Source organism: Pseudogracilibacillus sp. SO10305 (genome assembly GCF_037072005.1).
Taxonomy (GTDB): Bacteria; Bacillota; Bacilli; order Bacillales; family Amphibacillaceae; genus Pseudogracilibacillus; species Pseudogracilibacillus intestinigallinarum.
The window spans coordinates 45,810-62,212 of record NZ_JAXHDE010000010.1 but is presented as its reverse complement, the minus strand read 5'-3'; the positions used below and the strand labels follow the sequence as shown (position 1 = coordinate 62,212).

The window sequence follows — 16,403 nt, the reverse complement described above, 5'->3', positions numbered from 1 at the left end:
TCACCTCAACATATAGATTGTCTATATGTTAAAATACACTCTTTTTAAAAAAGTATACGTGTTAATTGGAAAATAGGCAGAAAAAAAAGGATACAGTGGGGTCCTGCATCCTTTCATCATAAGTTAGTTTATGTCCTATCCCAGAACCGTTTTTTAGCAATTGCTACGAGAAATTCTTGTGAAAAATTCGGATTATCTTTTGCGAAAATGACACCATTTAAATTGTTTTGTTTATGAATTTTCAGAAGGGATGTTGCATCAGTTGCGATACCGATTGGTTTAAAATGCTGGTACATGACATCCGTATAATACATCATATCTTGATATGATTGTTTTTCGTTGGCAAAGTCGCCGCCGACGAGATAAAGTGAGTCGAGTAGATATGGGCTTGATGTTAAAAAGGTTTTATCTACCTTTAACGGTGTTCCTTGGTTACCAACAACCGTCCCGAGCGTTTGGCTAATAATATCAACAAATACACCTTGTTTCATTAATTGATTGATCTCCTCTAATACTTCCTCTTCCGCAAAATTATTTCCAATGAGAACTCCAACCCTTTGGGTGTAGGCATAATTTGGTGAATTTGCAATGCTTAAAGATGGATAACGTGTAGAGACGGATACATTATTACCAGGTGGCCGCTCCACACCGACATTGTCCGCGATCGTATAAGCGAGTTCTTTGTCGACATTTACAAGAATGTTCACCGCTTGCTGTCTGACACTTTCACGTATACAACTACCTATTTGAAAACTTAATGCTTCTATTAAATGATGTTTTTCAACGGGCGACATACTGTTCCAAAAAATTCTCGGCTGGGAATAATAATCCATGAAGGATTTACTTCGGGCTCTAATTTTTCTTCCTTCTACTTTTTCTGGATAATGAACATATCCACCTTCTTCTGGGGTGGAAGTGAATGGAGTGTTATTGGCAATAGCGTTTTTATGGTACCAAACTTCGTCTACATCGATTCGATATCGATTGGCACCTCTACGTTGGTTGTTATGAAATGGACAAAGCGATTGGTTAATAGGTAATTCTTGAAAATTTGGACCAAGTCGGTGGTAGTGAGCTGGTAGGTAAGCGGCTAATCTCCCTTGTAAAACTGAATCATTAGAAAAATCAATTCCCGGTACAACGTTTCCAGGGCTAAATGCTACTTGTTCGGATTCAGCAAAATAATTGTCTACATTTTTGTTCAATGTAAGTTTTCCGACAAGTTCTACAGGTATCAATTCTTCAGGCCAAAATTTCGTTGGATCTAGAATATCGAAATCGTATTTAAATTCATCTTCTTGTGGAATTAATTGTACCCCTAATTCGTATTCTGGATAGGCTTCTCTGTCAATCGCTTCTCTCAAATCTCTTCTATGGAAGTCGGGGTCAATGCCACCGATTTTTTGTGCTTCATCCATAAGGAGTGCATGGTCTCCGAGGACAGGTTTCCATACGAAGCGGACAAAGGTTGCCACTTCTTCAGCATTTACGAACAAATATGTGTTGATGGACCAAGCGGACATCATCCGATAACTTCTTATAATTCCGTAATCAGACATAATCCAAAGTACTTGGTGTAGACCTTCTGGATTGTTAGCAACATAGTCCCAAAATGTGTCATGTGCTCCTGAAGCAGTTGGCATATCATCACGAATATTATTAAAATAAGCGTGCATTGCATCAGGGAATTTCATTGCATCTTGGTTAATTAATACAGGATTATTAATTGTTGTTAAATCATAGTTTCCTTCTTCTGTGTAAAATTTTGCTCCCCAACATCGCATATCTCTTGCCGTATCCTTTGAACCACTTCGTCCTTGTACTGTTGAAAAACGGTTGAATACGGGAGTGATTTTTCCAGGTTCTGAAAGGAAGCCCGCTTTTGTCACATGTTTCATCGATTGGTAGCATTCAAATATTCCGTGTGCACCATAGCCTCTTGGATGTACCACTCGTTGAGGTATCTCTTCTTTTACAAAATGAGTCATTTTCTCCAAGTATTGATGGTCTTCTCGTAATGAGGGGCCACGGGGTCCTACTTTTAACTGTTCTTCATCATTTGATATTTTTCTACCGACATTCGTAGTCATTGGTTTATTTTTATTGCTAATCCGATATTTATCTAATTGTTGTTGTTTTTTATTTTGCGGGCTCCTGTTCGGCTTGTTTTTATCACTCACAAAAAATACCTCCTATATGTTCAATTATGCTTCATCATTGATATATATGGAGAGATGCCTATTATTAGAACTTGTCTATGATATTTTGTTGTGGATTAGTTAGTGAAGACGCTTTTTGGGTGGATGCAGGTTACCTTGTGAATATCCGTTTTAATTCCGCAAGTATACGAAGAAATTGTGTTTAACTTGCGAATATAATGGTTAATTCCGCAAGTATACGAGGAAATCACGTTTAACTTGCGGATATAATGGTTAATTCCGCAAGTGTACATGGAAATCGTGTTTAACTTGCGGATATAATGGTTAATTCCGCAAGTGTACATGGAAATCGTGTTTAACTTGCGGATATAATGGTTAATTCCGCAAGTGTACGAGGAAATTGTGTTTAATTTGCGAATATAATGGTTAATTTCGCAAGTGTACGAGGAATTCACGTTTAACTTGCGGATATATTGCATAATTCCGCAAGTGTACATGGAAATCGTGTTTAACTTGCGGATATAATGGTTAATTCCGCAAGTATACGAGGAAATCGTGTTTAACTTGCGGATATATTGCATAATTCCGCAAGTATACAGGAAAACTGCTTACAACTTGCGAAAATAACGCATAACCCCCAAAAAATCACCTCCACAAAAAGGGGAAATTTGGTGAACATCAAGGGTAGATGAATGACGGGGATGAAAAATAATATTACAATGAAAAGGAAGCGTGATAGTCATTTCGTAATAATGAGTATCACGCTTTCTTCTAATGATGAAACGTATATGTGAAAATGAACTTGCATAATTTTGTATTAGCTGTAAACATATATACAAAAAGGAAAATAGCATACATGTTTACTATATCCATATTTGGAAAAGAGAGAGGGGACAGAATGAATAGTAAAATACGTTCCTTGGTCGAATTCATTGTAAATAAAAAAACACGATGGGCGACCATTTTTGTTTGGATTTTGCTTATCGGTATTTTTTCTTTTATTTGGCCACAAGTGAATGAGGAGGAAACGACAGATAATCAGTTGTTACCTGAGGATGCGATGTCCGTCGTTGCAAACGAAATAGACAATGAAGAGTTTTCCGACGGTGCGGGAGTACCTTTGTTATTAGTTTGGCATAGGGAAGATAGTTTAACGGAGGAGGATTTCAAAGAAATACAAGCGTTTTACAAAACGTTAGAGGAATCACCAGTAGATGAACAAAATTTTATTCCGCCGTTTCATGAAGCACCAGTGGAAGCATTAAAAGGTAGTACATCAGAGGATGAAAAAGCACTTATTACGCCTGTCTTTTTTAAGGAAACAGCTTCTACAGATCAACTTCAAACAGCATTGGATGCTCTAGAAGAAAAGATGAAGAGCCAATTTGGTGATGAATTATTTGGGGAGTTAGACGGAAGTGAATTACATGTACGTTTTTCAGGTCCGGTCGGTATTCAAACAGATGCAGTATCGTTATTTAGTAATGCAGATATAACATTATTAATTTCTACAGTCATTTTAGTTTTTGCTTTATTAATTGTATTATATCGTTCACCAATATTAGCGATCGTTCCATTAGTTGCGGTCGGTATTGCTTACGGTGTAATTAGCCCATTGTTAGGTTTCTTTGCACAAAAGGAATGGATTGAAGTAGATGGGCAAGCAATTTCGATTATGACCGTATTATTATTCGGTGCAGGTACAGATTATTGTTTATTTTTAATTTCTCGTTATAGAGATGAATTACGAAAAGAAGCGGATAAGTATGTTGCATTAAGAAGGGCATTAACTGGTACAGGTGGAGCTATTATGATGAGCTCGATGACGACAGTTGTTGGTCTACTGTCGCTTGCTTTAGCATATTATGCTTCTTATGACCGCTTCGCTGTGCCGTTTAGTTTAGCAATTTTTATTATGGGTATTGCTGCTTTAACATTATTACCAGCAATTTTAGCTTTATTAGGGAGATTTGCTTTTATTCCGTTCATCCCTCGCCCTGAGGAAATGATTCAAGAATTGGAACAGAAAAAAGGGAAGAAAATTCGCCGTCCTAAACCAAGTCATCGATTTGGTAAAAAGTTAGGCAATCTCGTTACATCTAAACCGTGGACGATTATCCTTTTATCTTTATTAATTTTAGGGAGTTTAGCGGCATTTGTACCAAAAATGCAATTTACGTATGGATTATTAAACTCTTTTCCAGAGGATATGCCATCACGTGAAGGTTTTACATTAATTGCTGATCATTATCCACCAGGTGAAATTGCTCCAGTCAATATAATAGTGGATACAGAAGGGGAGGATGTTTCCTTACAAGAAAAGTTAGAAGCACATCCTCTAGTAGAAAAGGTGGAAGATGCTGTAGAGGGAACAAACAAAGATTCGTTGAAAAAATGGCAAGTAACACTTTCCATTGACCCTTATGCGACGGAAGCGGTAAATAGTATACCTGAGTTACAGGAGATTGCATTTAATGCATTAGAAGAAGCGAATGTAACGAATGTGGAGGAGAATGTATGGATTGGTGGAGAAACAGCTACTTTATATGATACGGAAGAAATCACAAGTCGAGACCAAGCTGTTATTATTCCTGTTTTACTTCTCGTTATCGCTATATTATTAGTCGTTTATTTGAAATCAATTGTTGCGAAGGTTTATTTATTAGCGACTGTATTGCTGTCCTATTTATCTGCTTTAGGTTTAGGGTGGATTGTATTACACTACTTATTCGGTGTGTCGGAAATTCAAGGGCTAATTCCATTGTATGCATTCGTATTCCTAGTCGTTTTAGGAGAAGATTATAACATATTCCTCGTCTCTAGTATTTGGAGAAAACGTAAAGAAATGCCACTTAAAAAAGCTATTGCAGAAAGTGTCGGAGAAACAGGTAGTGTCATTAGTTCGGCAGGGTTAATTTTAGCAGGAACGTTTTCCGTATTAGCTATATTACCTTTACAAGTATTAGTTCATTTTGGAACGATTACGGCTATAGGAATTTTATTGGATACGTTTATTGTGAGACCTTTATTAGTCCCGGCTATTACGACGGTTCTTGGTCGTTTTGCATTTTGGCCGGGTAAAATGTGGAAAATGCATGAGGACGAATAAGAGGATGTAACTTTTTTGTCAATGATTTTTAGATGAATCCTATCATTGTTCATATTCAGTAATAAAAATAAGAAATAGAAAACACTTTATGATGTTGGCACATAAATATTCGTGCTATCATAAAGTGTTTTTTTTATGGATTATTTATAAAATTTATCTATTTGCGTTCCCTTGTGTCAACCTATAATATAAATGGTTGACACAAAAGGTTTGTTTCCTCTATGATTACGTATATAGAAAGGAGGAGGTAGAAGATAAACAGAAGTGCAAGCGAGCAATTTCTATGTAATTTTCACAAAAAAGGATGTACATGACGTTGGAAAAAAATTAATGATGGAGGGATTATAATGTCAACACATGATGAATTAATACAAAAGAGTAAAGAATACCTTTGGTTACCTTTTACACAAATGAAAGATTATGAGCAAGATCCATTAGTTATTGAAAGTGGAGAAGGCGTTATGTTGAAAGATACAGAAGGAAATGCATACTATGATGGGTTCTCTTCAGTTTGGTTAAATGTGCATGGACATAGAAAAAAAGAACTCGATGATGCGATACGTACGCAATTAGAAAAAATTTCCCATTCGACATTGCTTGGAATGACGAATCGACCAGCGACAGAGTTAGCAGAACGATTAATTAATATAACACCAGAAGGACTTACACGTGTTTTTTATTCCGATAGTGGTGCTACATCAGTCGAAATTGCATTGAAGATGGCATATCAATATTGGAAAAATAAAAATATAGAAGGAAAAGATAAGTTTATTACGATGAAAAATGGGTATCACGGTGATACGATTGGTGCTGTTAGTGTCGGTGCAGTAGATACGTTTCATCGAATTTATGAAAAACTAATGTTTGAAAGTTTTCATGTTCCTTTTCCATATGTATATCGTCACCCAAGTGGAGATCCGGACATTTGTAAGGAAGAGTGTTTAAAAGAATTAAAAAAGACATTAGAAAATCATCATCATGAGATTGCTGCTTTAACAATCGAGGCAATGATGCAAGGAGCAGCTGGGATGATTTTAATGCCGGATGGATTTTTAACGGAAGTTCGTAAATTATGTACGGAATATAATGTATTACTCATAGTTGATGAAGTTGCTACAGGATTTGGCCGAACGGGAGAAATGTTTGCTTGTGATCATGAAGGTGTTGTACCAGACATTATGACGGTCGGTAAAGGATTAACAGGAGGATACTTGCCTATTGCCGCAACAATTTCAACAGAGGAAATATATGAAGCATTTTACGATGATTACATTCATATGAAAACGTTATTTCACGGTCATTCATATACCGGAAATCAACTAGGATGCGCTGTTGCGTTAGCAAACTTAGACTTATTTGAACGGGAAAATATAGTGGCACAAGTGCAACAGAAGTCCAGTTTTATTGAAGCGGAATTAACTTCACTACATGAATTGGATTATGTTGGAGATATTAGACAGCTCGGATTCATGGTCGGTATTGAGTTAGTACAAGAAAAAGAAACAAAAAAACCTTTCCCATGGGAAGAACGTGTAGGATATGCGGTGTCATTGGAAATGCGTCGTCTTGGGATGTTAACTAGACCTTTAGGAGATAATATTGTATTTATGCCGCCCCTTTCTAGTTCAGAGGAAGAAATTCGGGAAATGATTCGCATTATAAAAGAAGCGATTCAAAATGTAACAACGAAACGAGAAACTACAGTCGGTTCGACGAAATAAGAAGAACGAGGAGCGGTTGGATGGAACAGAATGGGTTATTTATTACAGGAACAGATACAGATGTCGGAAAGACTTTTGTCGGTGGCGGTATGGCAGCTCTATTGAAAAAGTATGGAAAAGATGTTGGCGTATTTAAACCAATGTTGAGTGGGGAAAGTCGAGAAAATCCTACAAGTGATACGTCTATCTTGAAAACGATGTCTGGAGATCGTAATACGTTTGAACAAATTACTCCTTTTCAATTTGCAGAGCCGTTAGCACCATATGTTGCAGCGAAAAGGGCAGGACAACATATATCTTTGACTCAGATTATGCAAGCATGGAAAAACATAAAAGAAACGCATGAGTATTTTATTGTAGAGGGTGCAGGGGGACTTGGGGTTCCTTTGGGGAAGGACTATGTAGTTGCAGATGTTGCGAAAGAGATAGGTTTTCCAATATTAATTGTTGCAAGAACGGGACTTGGTACAGTAAATCATATTTGGTTAACGGTAAAAGTGGCCCAAAGTATGGGATTGGATATTGCAGGCATTATCTTGAACGGGGCGGAAGAAGAACAGGGGATAGCAGAACAAACGAATCCTGCATTAATTGAAGAGATGACAAATATTCCTGTGTTAGCTGTATTACCGAAATTTACAACATCTAATCCTACTTATATTGTAGAAAAGATGGATGAACTAATCCCTTTTAATCTTTTCGCAAAATAATAGTGAAACCAAGTTGAACTTTTATAGTAAAAGGAGGATATCATTGAAAAATAACAAACAAATTCGTGTCATTGATATTACTTTAATCGGAATGTTTGTCGCTTTAATGAGTATCGGGGCAAATATTACTGCTTGGGCACCGTTTTTACAAATAGGTGGTGTTCCTATTACATTACAAACATTTTTTTGTTTTTTGGCAGGTGCATTACTTGGTAGTCGCCGTGGAGCGCTTGCAATGGTTGTATACCTTTTCGTTGGATTAATTGGCGTTCCTGTTTTTGCTGGATTTAAAGGAGGATTAGGTGCTGTATTAAGTCCGACATTTGGGTTTATTATTTCTTTTATTTTCACCGCTTATGTTACTGGGAAAGTGATCGAATCTAAAAAACACCCTACTTTAATTACGTTCATATTGGCCTCTATTATCGGGCTTTTCTTTAATTATATGATCGGAACAAATTATATGTATCTCGCTTTATCATTTTTTATGGATACACAAGAAAGTGTCACTTATATTGGAACGTGGCTTGTAATGCTCGTATATTTGCCTGTTGATTTATTAACGATTGTCGCAGCAGCTTTATTTGCACCTAGAGTGTATAAAATTTTACATAAGTCGACTATGATTACACCTTCTAGTAATGTGCAAGAAGACCGTTTAGGAAGTTAAGGAAATTTTATTTTAACGTTCCTATATCTCGCGAATAGAGTGATGTCCGTATGCGAACACTTTTATTTAATCTTACAATATTGTAAGCCTACAACGCTTATTCGTAAGGGAAATCGATGTTACAGCACGGAATTTCATCCTATACTATGTATAGAATGAAACGGAACGAAAAGGATGAGAAAAATGAAACGTTTATTAACGATAAGTATGATGATATTGGTCGTAGGCTTGTTATCGGCTTGTACATCATCTATTCAAACTATTGGTGCAGATACGTATTATGTACTAATTCAAGATGAAGGCGATAGTTATGAAGAACAGGGGAATGTACGTTATGAATATAAATTAGAAGGCTACGATGAAAACGGAGATAGTTTATTATTATCTTTTACAGCGAATCACTCATTAAAAAAGAATGCTTATTTAAAAATTTTCTATAAAAAAGATGAAGTAGTCACATATGAAGAAGTAGAAAAAACAGACATTCCAGAAAAAGCATTGGAACAATTAGAAGTAGGTGAAGAATAAGAAGACCTTTACAATATTAAATAGTATGATAGTATAAAATTGAAAAGTCCATATTTCACTAGGGGAGCTATCGGATGGCTGAGAGGAGCGTTATTGTTCTGACCCTTTGAACCCGATCTAGGTAATACTAGCGTGGGGAAGTGTTGGCCATCAAGATATTTATACTAAAAACAATCGAGGGCTACATTCCGACGTCGGGGTGTGGTCTTTTTTATCGTTATTTTATCGTACAAGGAGGTGTAATAGAAGATGAATCGTACACGACTTATGACGACTATGGCTGTTTTTGTTGCAATAGGTATTATCGGTTCACAATTTTTATGGTTTCCAGCAGGTTTTGCTAAGGCGTATCCTGTCCAACATGCTGTTAACGTTGTTGCGGGGATTTTACTCGGTCCTGGACCAGCTGTAATCATCGCGTTCATCATTGGCTTAATTCGAAATATGCTAGGATTAGGGTCGATTTTAGCTTTTCCTGGCGGGATGATTGGTGCGTTTTTGGCAGGTTATTTATATAAAAAATGGAACCAACATAGTGCGGCAGTTATTGGTGAAATCATCGGGACAGGTATTTTAGGATCATTTGCATCGATTCCTTTAGCAACATTATTTATGGGGACATCGTTTGGAATATTTTTCTTCTTACCGTCATTTTTAGTGAGTAGTGTGTCAGGTGCTTTGATCGGTTGGTTTATCGTCGTTCGTTTAAAACAAAGTGGCCAAGCAAAAGCAATTATCGAAAATAAATAACTTTAAAGATATATTCACTATAAGGATGGAATTTTTAAAATAAAACCTTTCTTCTAATACTAATTAGTATTCATCTTAGGAAAAATACTTATATAATTATAGTATAGATAGCAAAATGAGTATACCGATGACAAACATATCAAGGGTGTGTATGAAAATGATGGTTCATGAAGTAATGCAAATCATTAAAAAGTTTGAAGCAGAGGCAAGGTACGGGAAGAAAGGTTTAAATAAAAAGGTAAAATATATTGAAGTGATGGAGATTCCTCATGTTGATAAATGGAATGTAAAAGAGACGCTTATTTTAACAAGCTTTTACGCGATTAAAGATGATGAACAAGCTCAAATAAACATAGTAAAATCTTTCATCGAATTAAAGGCAAGTGGACTCATCATAAAGCTAGGTAGATTTATTGATGAAATCCCTCCATCCATTGTTCAATTGGCGGAGGAACATCATTTTCCTATTATTACATTACCAAAAGATGTCCCTTATATTGACATTTTAACGCCGTTATATGCAAAATTACAACAATCAACAGATGATCGATTGATCGAAGAAATTGAAGGAAAGTCTTATGAAAATGTCACGACGATTTTGCAAGATATTTATAAATCGTTCGGGTTAGTTATGTATATAGAAAACATGAACGGCGAGTTGTTATATTGTGCACATAAATTAAAAAGCGATAAATGGAGAAATGATTTCACACTATTTTCCCTCCCAACATATGAACAGACAGAGATGTACGTACAAAAATTTAATACCGAATTTGAAACGTATGAAAAACATGCTTGTATATATTCAGAGGCATTAAAAAGAATGGTTGTCACTCTTTTTGCGAAAGGGAAGAAATATGGACTTCTCCATATTGTATATGAAAGGAACAAACAAAAAGAATTGTTAATGGACACCGAGATATTTCGGTTAGTAGATAAAATTCACATTACTATGATGGCTGAAATTGTTAGTCTACAAATGCAAAAAGGGGAATTTATAGAAAGATGGAACTATCTAGAGGACGAAAAGGATCTAAAAATGGTCATTCATTTAGACCAATTAAATATAACAGAAGCCATCGGATATCATACCTTTTTGCGAAAATCGTTAATTTTACTTTCCCATATTGAAAATATGATGAAACATTTAACCGAAGTGAAAGATTATATTGTGATGGAAAGAAATGAAAATGTGTTTGTGCTCGTTTGGATAAATCATCGTGAGGCGACATCCATCGAATTGAAACACCAATGGAAAAAGCAGCAACCTCGAACATTATTAGAGAATGTAAAGATAGGGATAAGTTATCCTTTTATAGATACAACGTCCATTATAGAAAAAGTTGATAATACAGCAAAAGTTATTGAAATCGGGAAAGACTTAGGGTTAAATTCAACTGTATATGACCAAAGTGAATTAGGTATTTCCTCTATCTTATTAAATTTGCAAAAGGATCCACATGTAAATGATTTTGTTCATTACATGATGCTTCCACTTCAACAAATGGAAGCGGATTTGATTGAAACATTAAAAGTTTATTTAGCCGAAAATTGCAATGCTTCAAGAACAGCGAAAGTAATGTATTTAAATAGAAGAACGATCACATATCGTTTAAAACGAATACGAGAAATAATGAATATAGATTTAAATGATGCAAAAACAATCTTTTCCCTTCAGTTTTGTTTTTATATGATGAATGATTGATATTGCTCACAGTGAGAAAAAGGAGGGCTTTGCCTTCCTTTTTTTACGCTCATTTTGCGTATATACATAATAATCTGAATATATTATATTTAGAGAAAGATTCGAAAAGTCGCATTGGATACGAGAGGAAAGGAGTGATATATATGTTAGGAATCATCCGTGTATTAACAAGTGAAGGAAAAGTTTTGTCAGAACATGGAGAATTAATGCGTGATTTTTTATCGATAGATAGTGAAACGAAATGTATCATGGATCAACCGAAAGGAATTTATAATGCTCAGACAGAGCAGGAAGCTATTCCAAAAATTGTTGAGCTGGCGAGAGGAATGGAAAAAAGCGGGAAATATAAAGCATTAACAATTAGTTGTGCGGCAGACCCGGCTTTGCAGGAGGTAAAACAAGCTGTATCAATTCCAGTATATGGTGCGGGAGCAGTAGGAGCGAATATATCGAAGACATTAGGAGATAATGTAGGAGTCATCGGAATTACAGAGGAAGCTCCGCCAAACATCTTAAAAGTATTAGGGAATCATTTTTATTCATATCATTATGAACCAACATTACGAAATACAGTTTCATTATTTTCAGATGATGCAAAAAATAAGTTAGTTATGTTGATGAATCGTATGAAGGAAGAAGGGGCAGATGTTATTTTATTTGCTTGTACAGGCTTTTCTACCATTCATTTAAAACAATTTGCAAAAGATCGAGTCACAATACCGATGGTGGATTTAGTCGAAGCTCAGGCAGTTGCCTATAAGCTTCAATAATAGGAGGAATTACAGTGAAAAATAAGAGAACTTTTGATCTATCATTTATTTTATTCTCGGCTATCGTAGCCATACTTGGTGCGATTATTGGAATGCAGTTAATAACAACATTAGGAATCACACCAAATACATCCATTATTGGTGCATTAATTGCGATGTTAGTAGCTAGAATTCCTTTGCAAATGTTTTATAAATATAAAACATTAGAAAATCAAAACTTAATACAAACGACTATTTCGGCGGCCACATTTGGTGCGGCAAATAGTTTATTAATCCCAATAGGATTACCGTTTGTATTAGGAATGCCAGATTTAATTATACCGATGTTAATTGGTGCGGGGATTGCGTTATGTGTCGATGTATTTATTTTATATCGTGTATTTGACTCAAAATTATTTAGTGCCAATGAAATTTGGGCACCGGGTGTAGCAACGGCTGAGGCATTAAAAGCAGGAGACGAAGGTGGACAAAAAGCGAAGTTTTTAGGATTAGGTATTTTTGGTGGGCTTCTTGGGTCACATTTCGGTATTTCCATGTCAGCTTTCGGGGTTGCTTTTATTGGAAATATCGTTGCATTAACGATGTTTGGTATAGGTTTATTATTACGTGCATATTCTGTTCCATTATTCAATGTAGATTTAGATGCATTATACGTTCCACATGGAATGATGATTGGTGCAGGGATGATTGCTTTAATTCAGTTTATCGTTATTTTACGTAAACCAAAAAATAAGGATGATCAAAGTACGAATTCGAGAACAGATAAAGACGTTAAAAATGGTTTTGCGTTAGGATATTTATTTTATGTTTTAGGTGCCATAGTTGTTGCAGTACTTGCTGGTTTATATGCAGAGATGCCAGTATACCAGTTAATTTTATTCGTATTGTTTGCAGCAGCGGCAGCATTAGTAAGTGAAATTATCGTTGGGATTGCTGCGATGCACTCTGGATGGTTCCCAGCATTTGCGGTTACATTAATATCGTTATTAGTCGGGATGCTACTAGGTTTTCCACCAATTGCTTTAGCGATGTTAACTGGTTACACAGCTGCAACTGGTCCAGCATTTGCGGATCTCGGATATGACTTTAAAACAGGTGCAATTTTACGTTCAGGAAAATCTGTTGAAGAGGAATTATTCGGAAGAAGACTACAATTAAAAAGTGCTGCAATCGGATTCGGGGTTGCGATTGCAATGGTTACATTATTCCATGATAGTTTTTTCCAACAAGATTTAGTACCTCCAGTGAACCATGTATATGCGGCAACGATTGAATCAGGTTTATCAGGAAATGTTGGGTTAATGTTGTTGTTATGGGCGATTCCTGGTGCGCTTATTCAATTAATTGGTGGTTCTAAACGACAAATGGGAATTATGCTGGCGACAGGTTTATTAATTGTCAATCCATTAGCTGGTTGGGCGGTAATCGCTGGTATTATTATTCGTTTAATTATTTTACGAGTTGGTGGCGAATCTGCTGAAAGTGCAATGTTCACTACTGCAGCTGGTTTTATTGCAGGAGACGCATTGTATAGCTTCTTTACATCATTATGGAAAGCAAGATAGAAAGAGGGAATATATATGGCTAGAAAATTAACGAAAGAAGATGGCATTCATGCTATTTATGGTGGTTGTATTTTAGGTGGTGGAGGTGGTGGCATCATCAAGGAGGGTTTAAATAAACTTGATGAGGCATTCAAACGAGGTGCCCCAGTCCTAAAAACGGTAGATGAATTTGCGGATGAGGATGTAGTTGTTTGTGTTTCGTTAGTTGGAGCACCATCTGCCAAAGATATGTTTTTAAGTGATGAGCAAACAATTGATGCAGTAAAAAGAATGCAGGCAGAATTAGATGCTCCTGTTGCGGCAATTATGACGAATGAAAATGGTGCAGCAACGACGACAAATGGTTGGTTACAAGCAGCTGCATTAGGATTACCTATTTTGGATGCACCATCGAATGGACGAGCCCATCCAACAGGATCAATGGGGTCAATGAATTTATCTGAAGACAAAAGTTACCGGTCGATACAAGCATTTGCAGGTGGTAAAAACGAACGTGCTATAGAAGGAATTGTAGCTGGATCTTTAGGGAATGTTTCAGATACAATGCGTGAACTGTCTGTAAAAGCAGGTGGACTAGTCGGGGTTTGTCGTAATCCTGTGTCCATAAAGTATGTAAAAGAAAATGCATCAGCCGGAGCAATTACTCAAGCAATTGAATTAGGAGAAGTATTATTAAGTGCTAATGAAGGAAAAGAAAGAATAGAAGCAGCAGTAAATTATTTAGAAGGAAGTATTTTATACGAGGGAAAAGTAACGTCCTTTACATTGAAAAAAGAAGGTGGATTTGACGTCGGGTTAGTATATGTGGATGATCTGGAGTTAACATTTTGGAATGAATACATGACAGCCGAAATAAATGGCGTACGTCATGGCACTTTTCCAGATTTAATTATGACACTCGATACCAACACGGGTCTTCCAATTGTTAGTGCTGAAATAGAAGAAGGCCAAGATGTAGCAGTTATTGTTGTACCAAAGGAAAAATTAATTTTAAGTACGACGATGTTTAATGAAAAGTTATTACGAGTGGTAGAACCAATTATTCAAAAGAAAATTTTATGAGGTGAAAAACAAATGGCATTAAAACAAGTATTAGAAGTATTAGATATATTAGATAATCCAAGTGTAGAAGGAAAGACAGTACAGGCTTTATTTGAGTCTTACACATATGCTTCATGCAGTGTGGAACGTGTACACGGGGAAAAAGGTTATACAGATTTTGTGAAAATTTTAATTAAAGGAACAGAAGGAAAAGCTGACGGTGGAAATGCGCCTACATTAGGTGTGATTGGTCGCTTAGGTGGTATTGGAGCTAGACCGACAAGAATTGGATTTGTTTCTGATGGCGATGGTGCAGCTGCAGCTGTAGCAACAGCATTAAAATTAGCTGAAATGAGTGAACGTGGGGATCGTTTAGAAGGAGATGTATATGTTACAACTCATATTTGCCCAGATGCTCCAACTTTACCACATGATCCGGTAGAATTTATGGATTCACCTGTGGATATTTTAACGATGAATAAATATGAAGTGCTAGAAGAAATGGAAGCTATTATTTCTATTGATACGACAAAAGGAAATAGAGTATTTAACCATCGCGGTATTTGTTTATCGCAAACAGTAAAGGATGGCTATATTTTAAAGTTCTCGGATGATTTAGTTCGGATAAAAGAAGTGACAACAGGAGAATTAGCGCAAACGTTTGCTGTATCGATTCAAGATATTACTCCTTATGGAAATGGCCTATATCATATTAATAGTATTTTACAACCTTCTGTTGCAACGAGTGCACCTGTTGTTGGACTAGCAATTACGACAAAAACGGCTGTACCAGGAAGTGGAACAGGAGCGAGCCATGAAGTGGATATTGCCCAAGCCGTTAGATTTAGTATTGAAGTGGCGAAAGATTTTGGGCGTTCAAAAATTTCCTTTTATGATGCAGATGAGTTTGACCGTATTCAAGCATTATACGGCTCCATGAAACATATTCAAACATTAGGGAAGCAAAATTAATGAAAAGAGTTGGTGTGCTAACAATTGGTCAGTCGCCTAGAACCGATGTGGCTCCAATTATTCAATCGGTCTTAGGCGAGTCTGTCGAAATGATCCAAAGAGGTGCTTTAGATAGCTTGTCAGATAGTGAAATTAAAGCATTATGGCCGAATGAAGGAGACACAACGTATATTTCTCGCTTACGTAATGGACAATCTACCAAAATTAAGAAAGAGGCGTTATTGCCATTATTACAACGAGAATTAAATCAGTTAGAAGAGGAAGTATCGGTCGTTTTATTACTATGTACTGGTGATTTTCCTACGATTCAATCAGAAAAATTATTATTATTTCCAGATAAAATTTTAGTCAAAGTTATGAGTGCGGTGTTAAGAGAAGGTAAGTTAGGATTGATCGTCCCGTTAGAAGAACAAAAAGATCAATTGATGGAAAAGTGGCATGAAATAAGTGTGCCTATCGTTGTAGAAGCAGCATCACCATATGAGGAAAGTGATATTGAATCTGCAGCGGATTCGTTGAAGGAGCAAGGTGCTACAGTAATTGTACTTGACTGTATGGGGTATGATGAATCACATAAGGAAAGAGCAATGCAAGCGACGAATCTTCCAATCGTTTTATCTATTTCTCTTGCGGCATCCGTTTTAAAGGAATACATTTAATTGAAAAATGAGGCGAAAGACAAAAATTGCCTCATTTTTTTCAT

13 protein-coding genes and 1 riboswitch are annotated in these 16,403 nt (G+C 36.2%); of the genes, 12 read left to right on the top strand and 1 reads right to left on the bottom strand.

The features are described 5' to 3' along the window. Positions 1-128: 128 nt before the first annotated feature. The gene (locus tag SPD45_RS09255; RefSeq protein ID WP_336267458.1) at positions 129-2,180 is read right to left on the bottom strand and encodes a catalase; all 2,052 of its coding nucleotides are present in this window, start codon (positions 2,178-2,180) and stop codon (positions 129-131) included. Between the two features lie 877 nt (positions 2,181-3,057). Between SPD45_RS09255 and SPD45_RS09250 the strand changes: the two genes are divergently transcribed. The 12 genes from SPD45_RS09250 to SPD45_RS09195 all read left to right on the top strand — a co-directional run bounded on the left by SPD45_RS09250 (position 3,058) and on the right by SPD45_RS09195 (position 16,359). Next, complete coding sequence (locus tag SPD45_RS09250) at positions 3,058-5,268, top strand: MMPL family transporter (protein WP_336267457.1); 2,211 nt, start codon at positions 3,058-3,060, stop codon at positions 5,266-5,268. A gap of 347 nt (positions 5,269-5,615) precedes the next feature. After that, the gene (gene bioA, locus SPD45_RS09245) at positions 5,616-6,989 is read left to right on the top strand and encodes an adenosylmethionine--8-amino-7-oxononanoate transaminase (protein WP_336267456.1); all 1,374 of its coding nucleotides are present in this window, start codon (positions 5,616-5,618) and stop codon (positions 6,987-6,989) included. Between the two features lie 20 nt (positions 6,990-7,009). After that, the gene (bioD, locus tag SPD45_RS09240) at positions 7,010-7,699 is read left to right on the top strand and encodes a dethiobiotin synthase (protein WP_336267455.1); all 690 of its coding nucleotides are present in this window, start codon (positions 7,010-7,012) and stop codon (positions 7,697-7,699) included. A gap of 43 nt (positions 7,700-7,742) precedes the next feature. Further along, on the top strand, positions 7,743-8,369 hold the full coding sequence (locus SPD45_RS09235; protein ID WP_336267454.1) for a biotin transporter BioY: 627 nt from the start codon (positions 7,743-7,745) through the stop codon (positions 8,367-8,369). A 183-nt stretch (positions 8,370-8,552) separates the two neighbouring features. Beyond that, entirely contained in the window at positions 8,553-8,897 is a 345-nt protein-coding gene (locus tag SPD45_RS09230; protein WP_336267453.1) for a YxeA family protein, read from the top strand. A 50-nt stretch (positions 8,898-8,947) separates the two neighbouring features. Beyond that, a riboswitch (TPP riboswitch) is annotated at positions 8,948-9,053 on the top strand. Between the two features lie 93 nt (positions 9,054-9,146). Continuing rightward, complete coding sequence (gene thiW / locus SPD45_RS09225) at positions 9,147-9,647, top strand: energy coupling factor transporter S component ThiW (protein ID WP_336267452.1); 501 nt, start codon at positions 9,147-9,149, stop codon at positions 9,645-9,647. 157 nt (positions 9,648-9,804) lie between these two features. Then, a complete protein-coding gene (locus tag SPD45_RS09220) occupies positions 9,805-11,352 on the top strand; it encodes a PucR family transcriptional regulator (RefSeq protein ID WP_336267451.1) in 1,548 nt (515 codons plus the stop codon). Between the two features lie 143 nt (positions 11,353-11,495). Then, a complete protein-coding gene (locus SPD45_RS09215) occupies positions 11,496-12,122 on the top strand; it encodes an aspartate/glutamate racemase family protein (RefSeq protein ID WP_336267450.1) in 627 nt (208 codons plus the stop codon). Positions 12,123-12,136: 14 nt separating this feature from the next. Beyond that, on the top strand, positions 12,137-13,687 hold the full coding sequence (locus SPD45_RS09210) for an OPT/YSL family transporter (RefSeq protein WP_336267449.1): 1,551 nt from the start codon (positions 12,137-12,139) through the stop codon (positions 13,685-13,687). Between the two features lie 15 nt (positions 13,688-13,702). Further along, positions 13,703-14,749 carry a DUF917 domain-containing protein gene (locus SPD45_RS09205; RefSeq protein ID WP_336267448.1) on the top strand — a complete coding sequence of 349 codons (1,047 nt, stop codon included), beginning with the start codon at positions 13,703-13,705 and terminating at the stop codon, positions 14,747-14,749. Between the two features lie 12 nt (positions 14,750-14,761). Further along, positions 14,762-15,700: a DUF1177 domain-containing protein gene (locus tag SPD45_RS09200; RefSeq protein WP_336267447.1), complete on the top strand. Its 939-nt coding sequence runs from the start codon at positions 14,762-14,764 to the stop codon at positions 15,698-15,700. Next, positions 15,700-16,359, top strand: coding sequence for an AroM family protein (locus SPD45_RS09195; RefSeq protein WP_336267446.1), 660 nt, complete (start codon positions 15,700-15,702; stop codon positions 16,357-16,359). The genes SPD45_RS09200 and SPD45_RS09195 overlap by 1 nt, the downstream gene beginning before the upstream one ends. The last annotated feature ends 44 nt before the right edge of the window (positions 16,360-16,403 follow it).

Bases quoted from the DNA above. Each gene is read 5' to 3' on its own strand.
- bioD (WP_336267455.1), top strand. From the start codon at position 7,010: ATGGAACAGAATGGGTTATTTATTACAGGAACAGATACAGATGTCGGA.
- SPD45_RS09220 (WP_336267451.1), top strand. From the start codon at position 9,805: ATGATGGTTCATGAAGTAATGCAAATCATTAAAAAGTTTGAAGCAGAG.
- SPD45_RS09250 (WP_336267457.1), top strand. From the start codon at position 3,058: ATGAATAGTAAAATACGTTCCTTGGTCGAATTCATTGTAAATAAAAAA.
- SPD45_RS09200 (WP_336267447.1), top strand. From the start codon at position 14,762: ATGGCATTAAAACAAGTATTAGAAGTATTAGATATATTAGATAATCCA.
- SPD45_RS09205 (WP_336267448.1), top strand. From the start codon at position 13,703: ATGGCTAGAAAATTAACGAAAGAAGATGGCATTCATGCTATTTATGGT.
- bioA (WP_336267456.1), top strand. From the start codon at position 5,616: ATGTCAACACATGATGAATTAATACAAAAGAGTAAAGAATACCTTTGG.
- thiW (WP_336267452.1), top strand. From the start codon at position 9,147: ATGAATCGTACACGACTTATGACGACTATGGCTGTTTTTGTTGCAATA.
- SPD45_RS09230 (WP_336267453.1), top strand. From the start codon at position 8,553: ATGAAACGTTTATTAACGATAAGTATGATGATATTGGTCGTAGGCTTG.
- SPD45_RS09215 (WP_336267450.1), top strand. From the start codon at position 11,496: ATGTTAGGAATCATCCGTGTATTAACAAGTGAAGGAAAAGTTTTGTCA.
- SPD45_RS09195 (WP_336267446.1), top strand. From the start codon at position 15,700: ATGAAAAGAGTTGGTGTGCTAACAATTGGTCAGTCGCCTAGAACCGAT.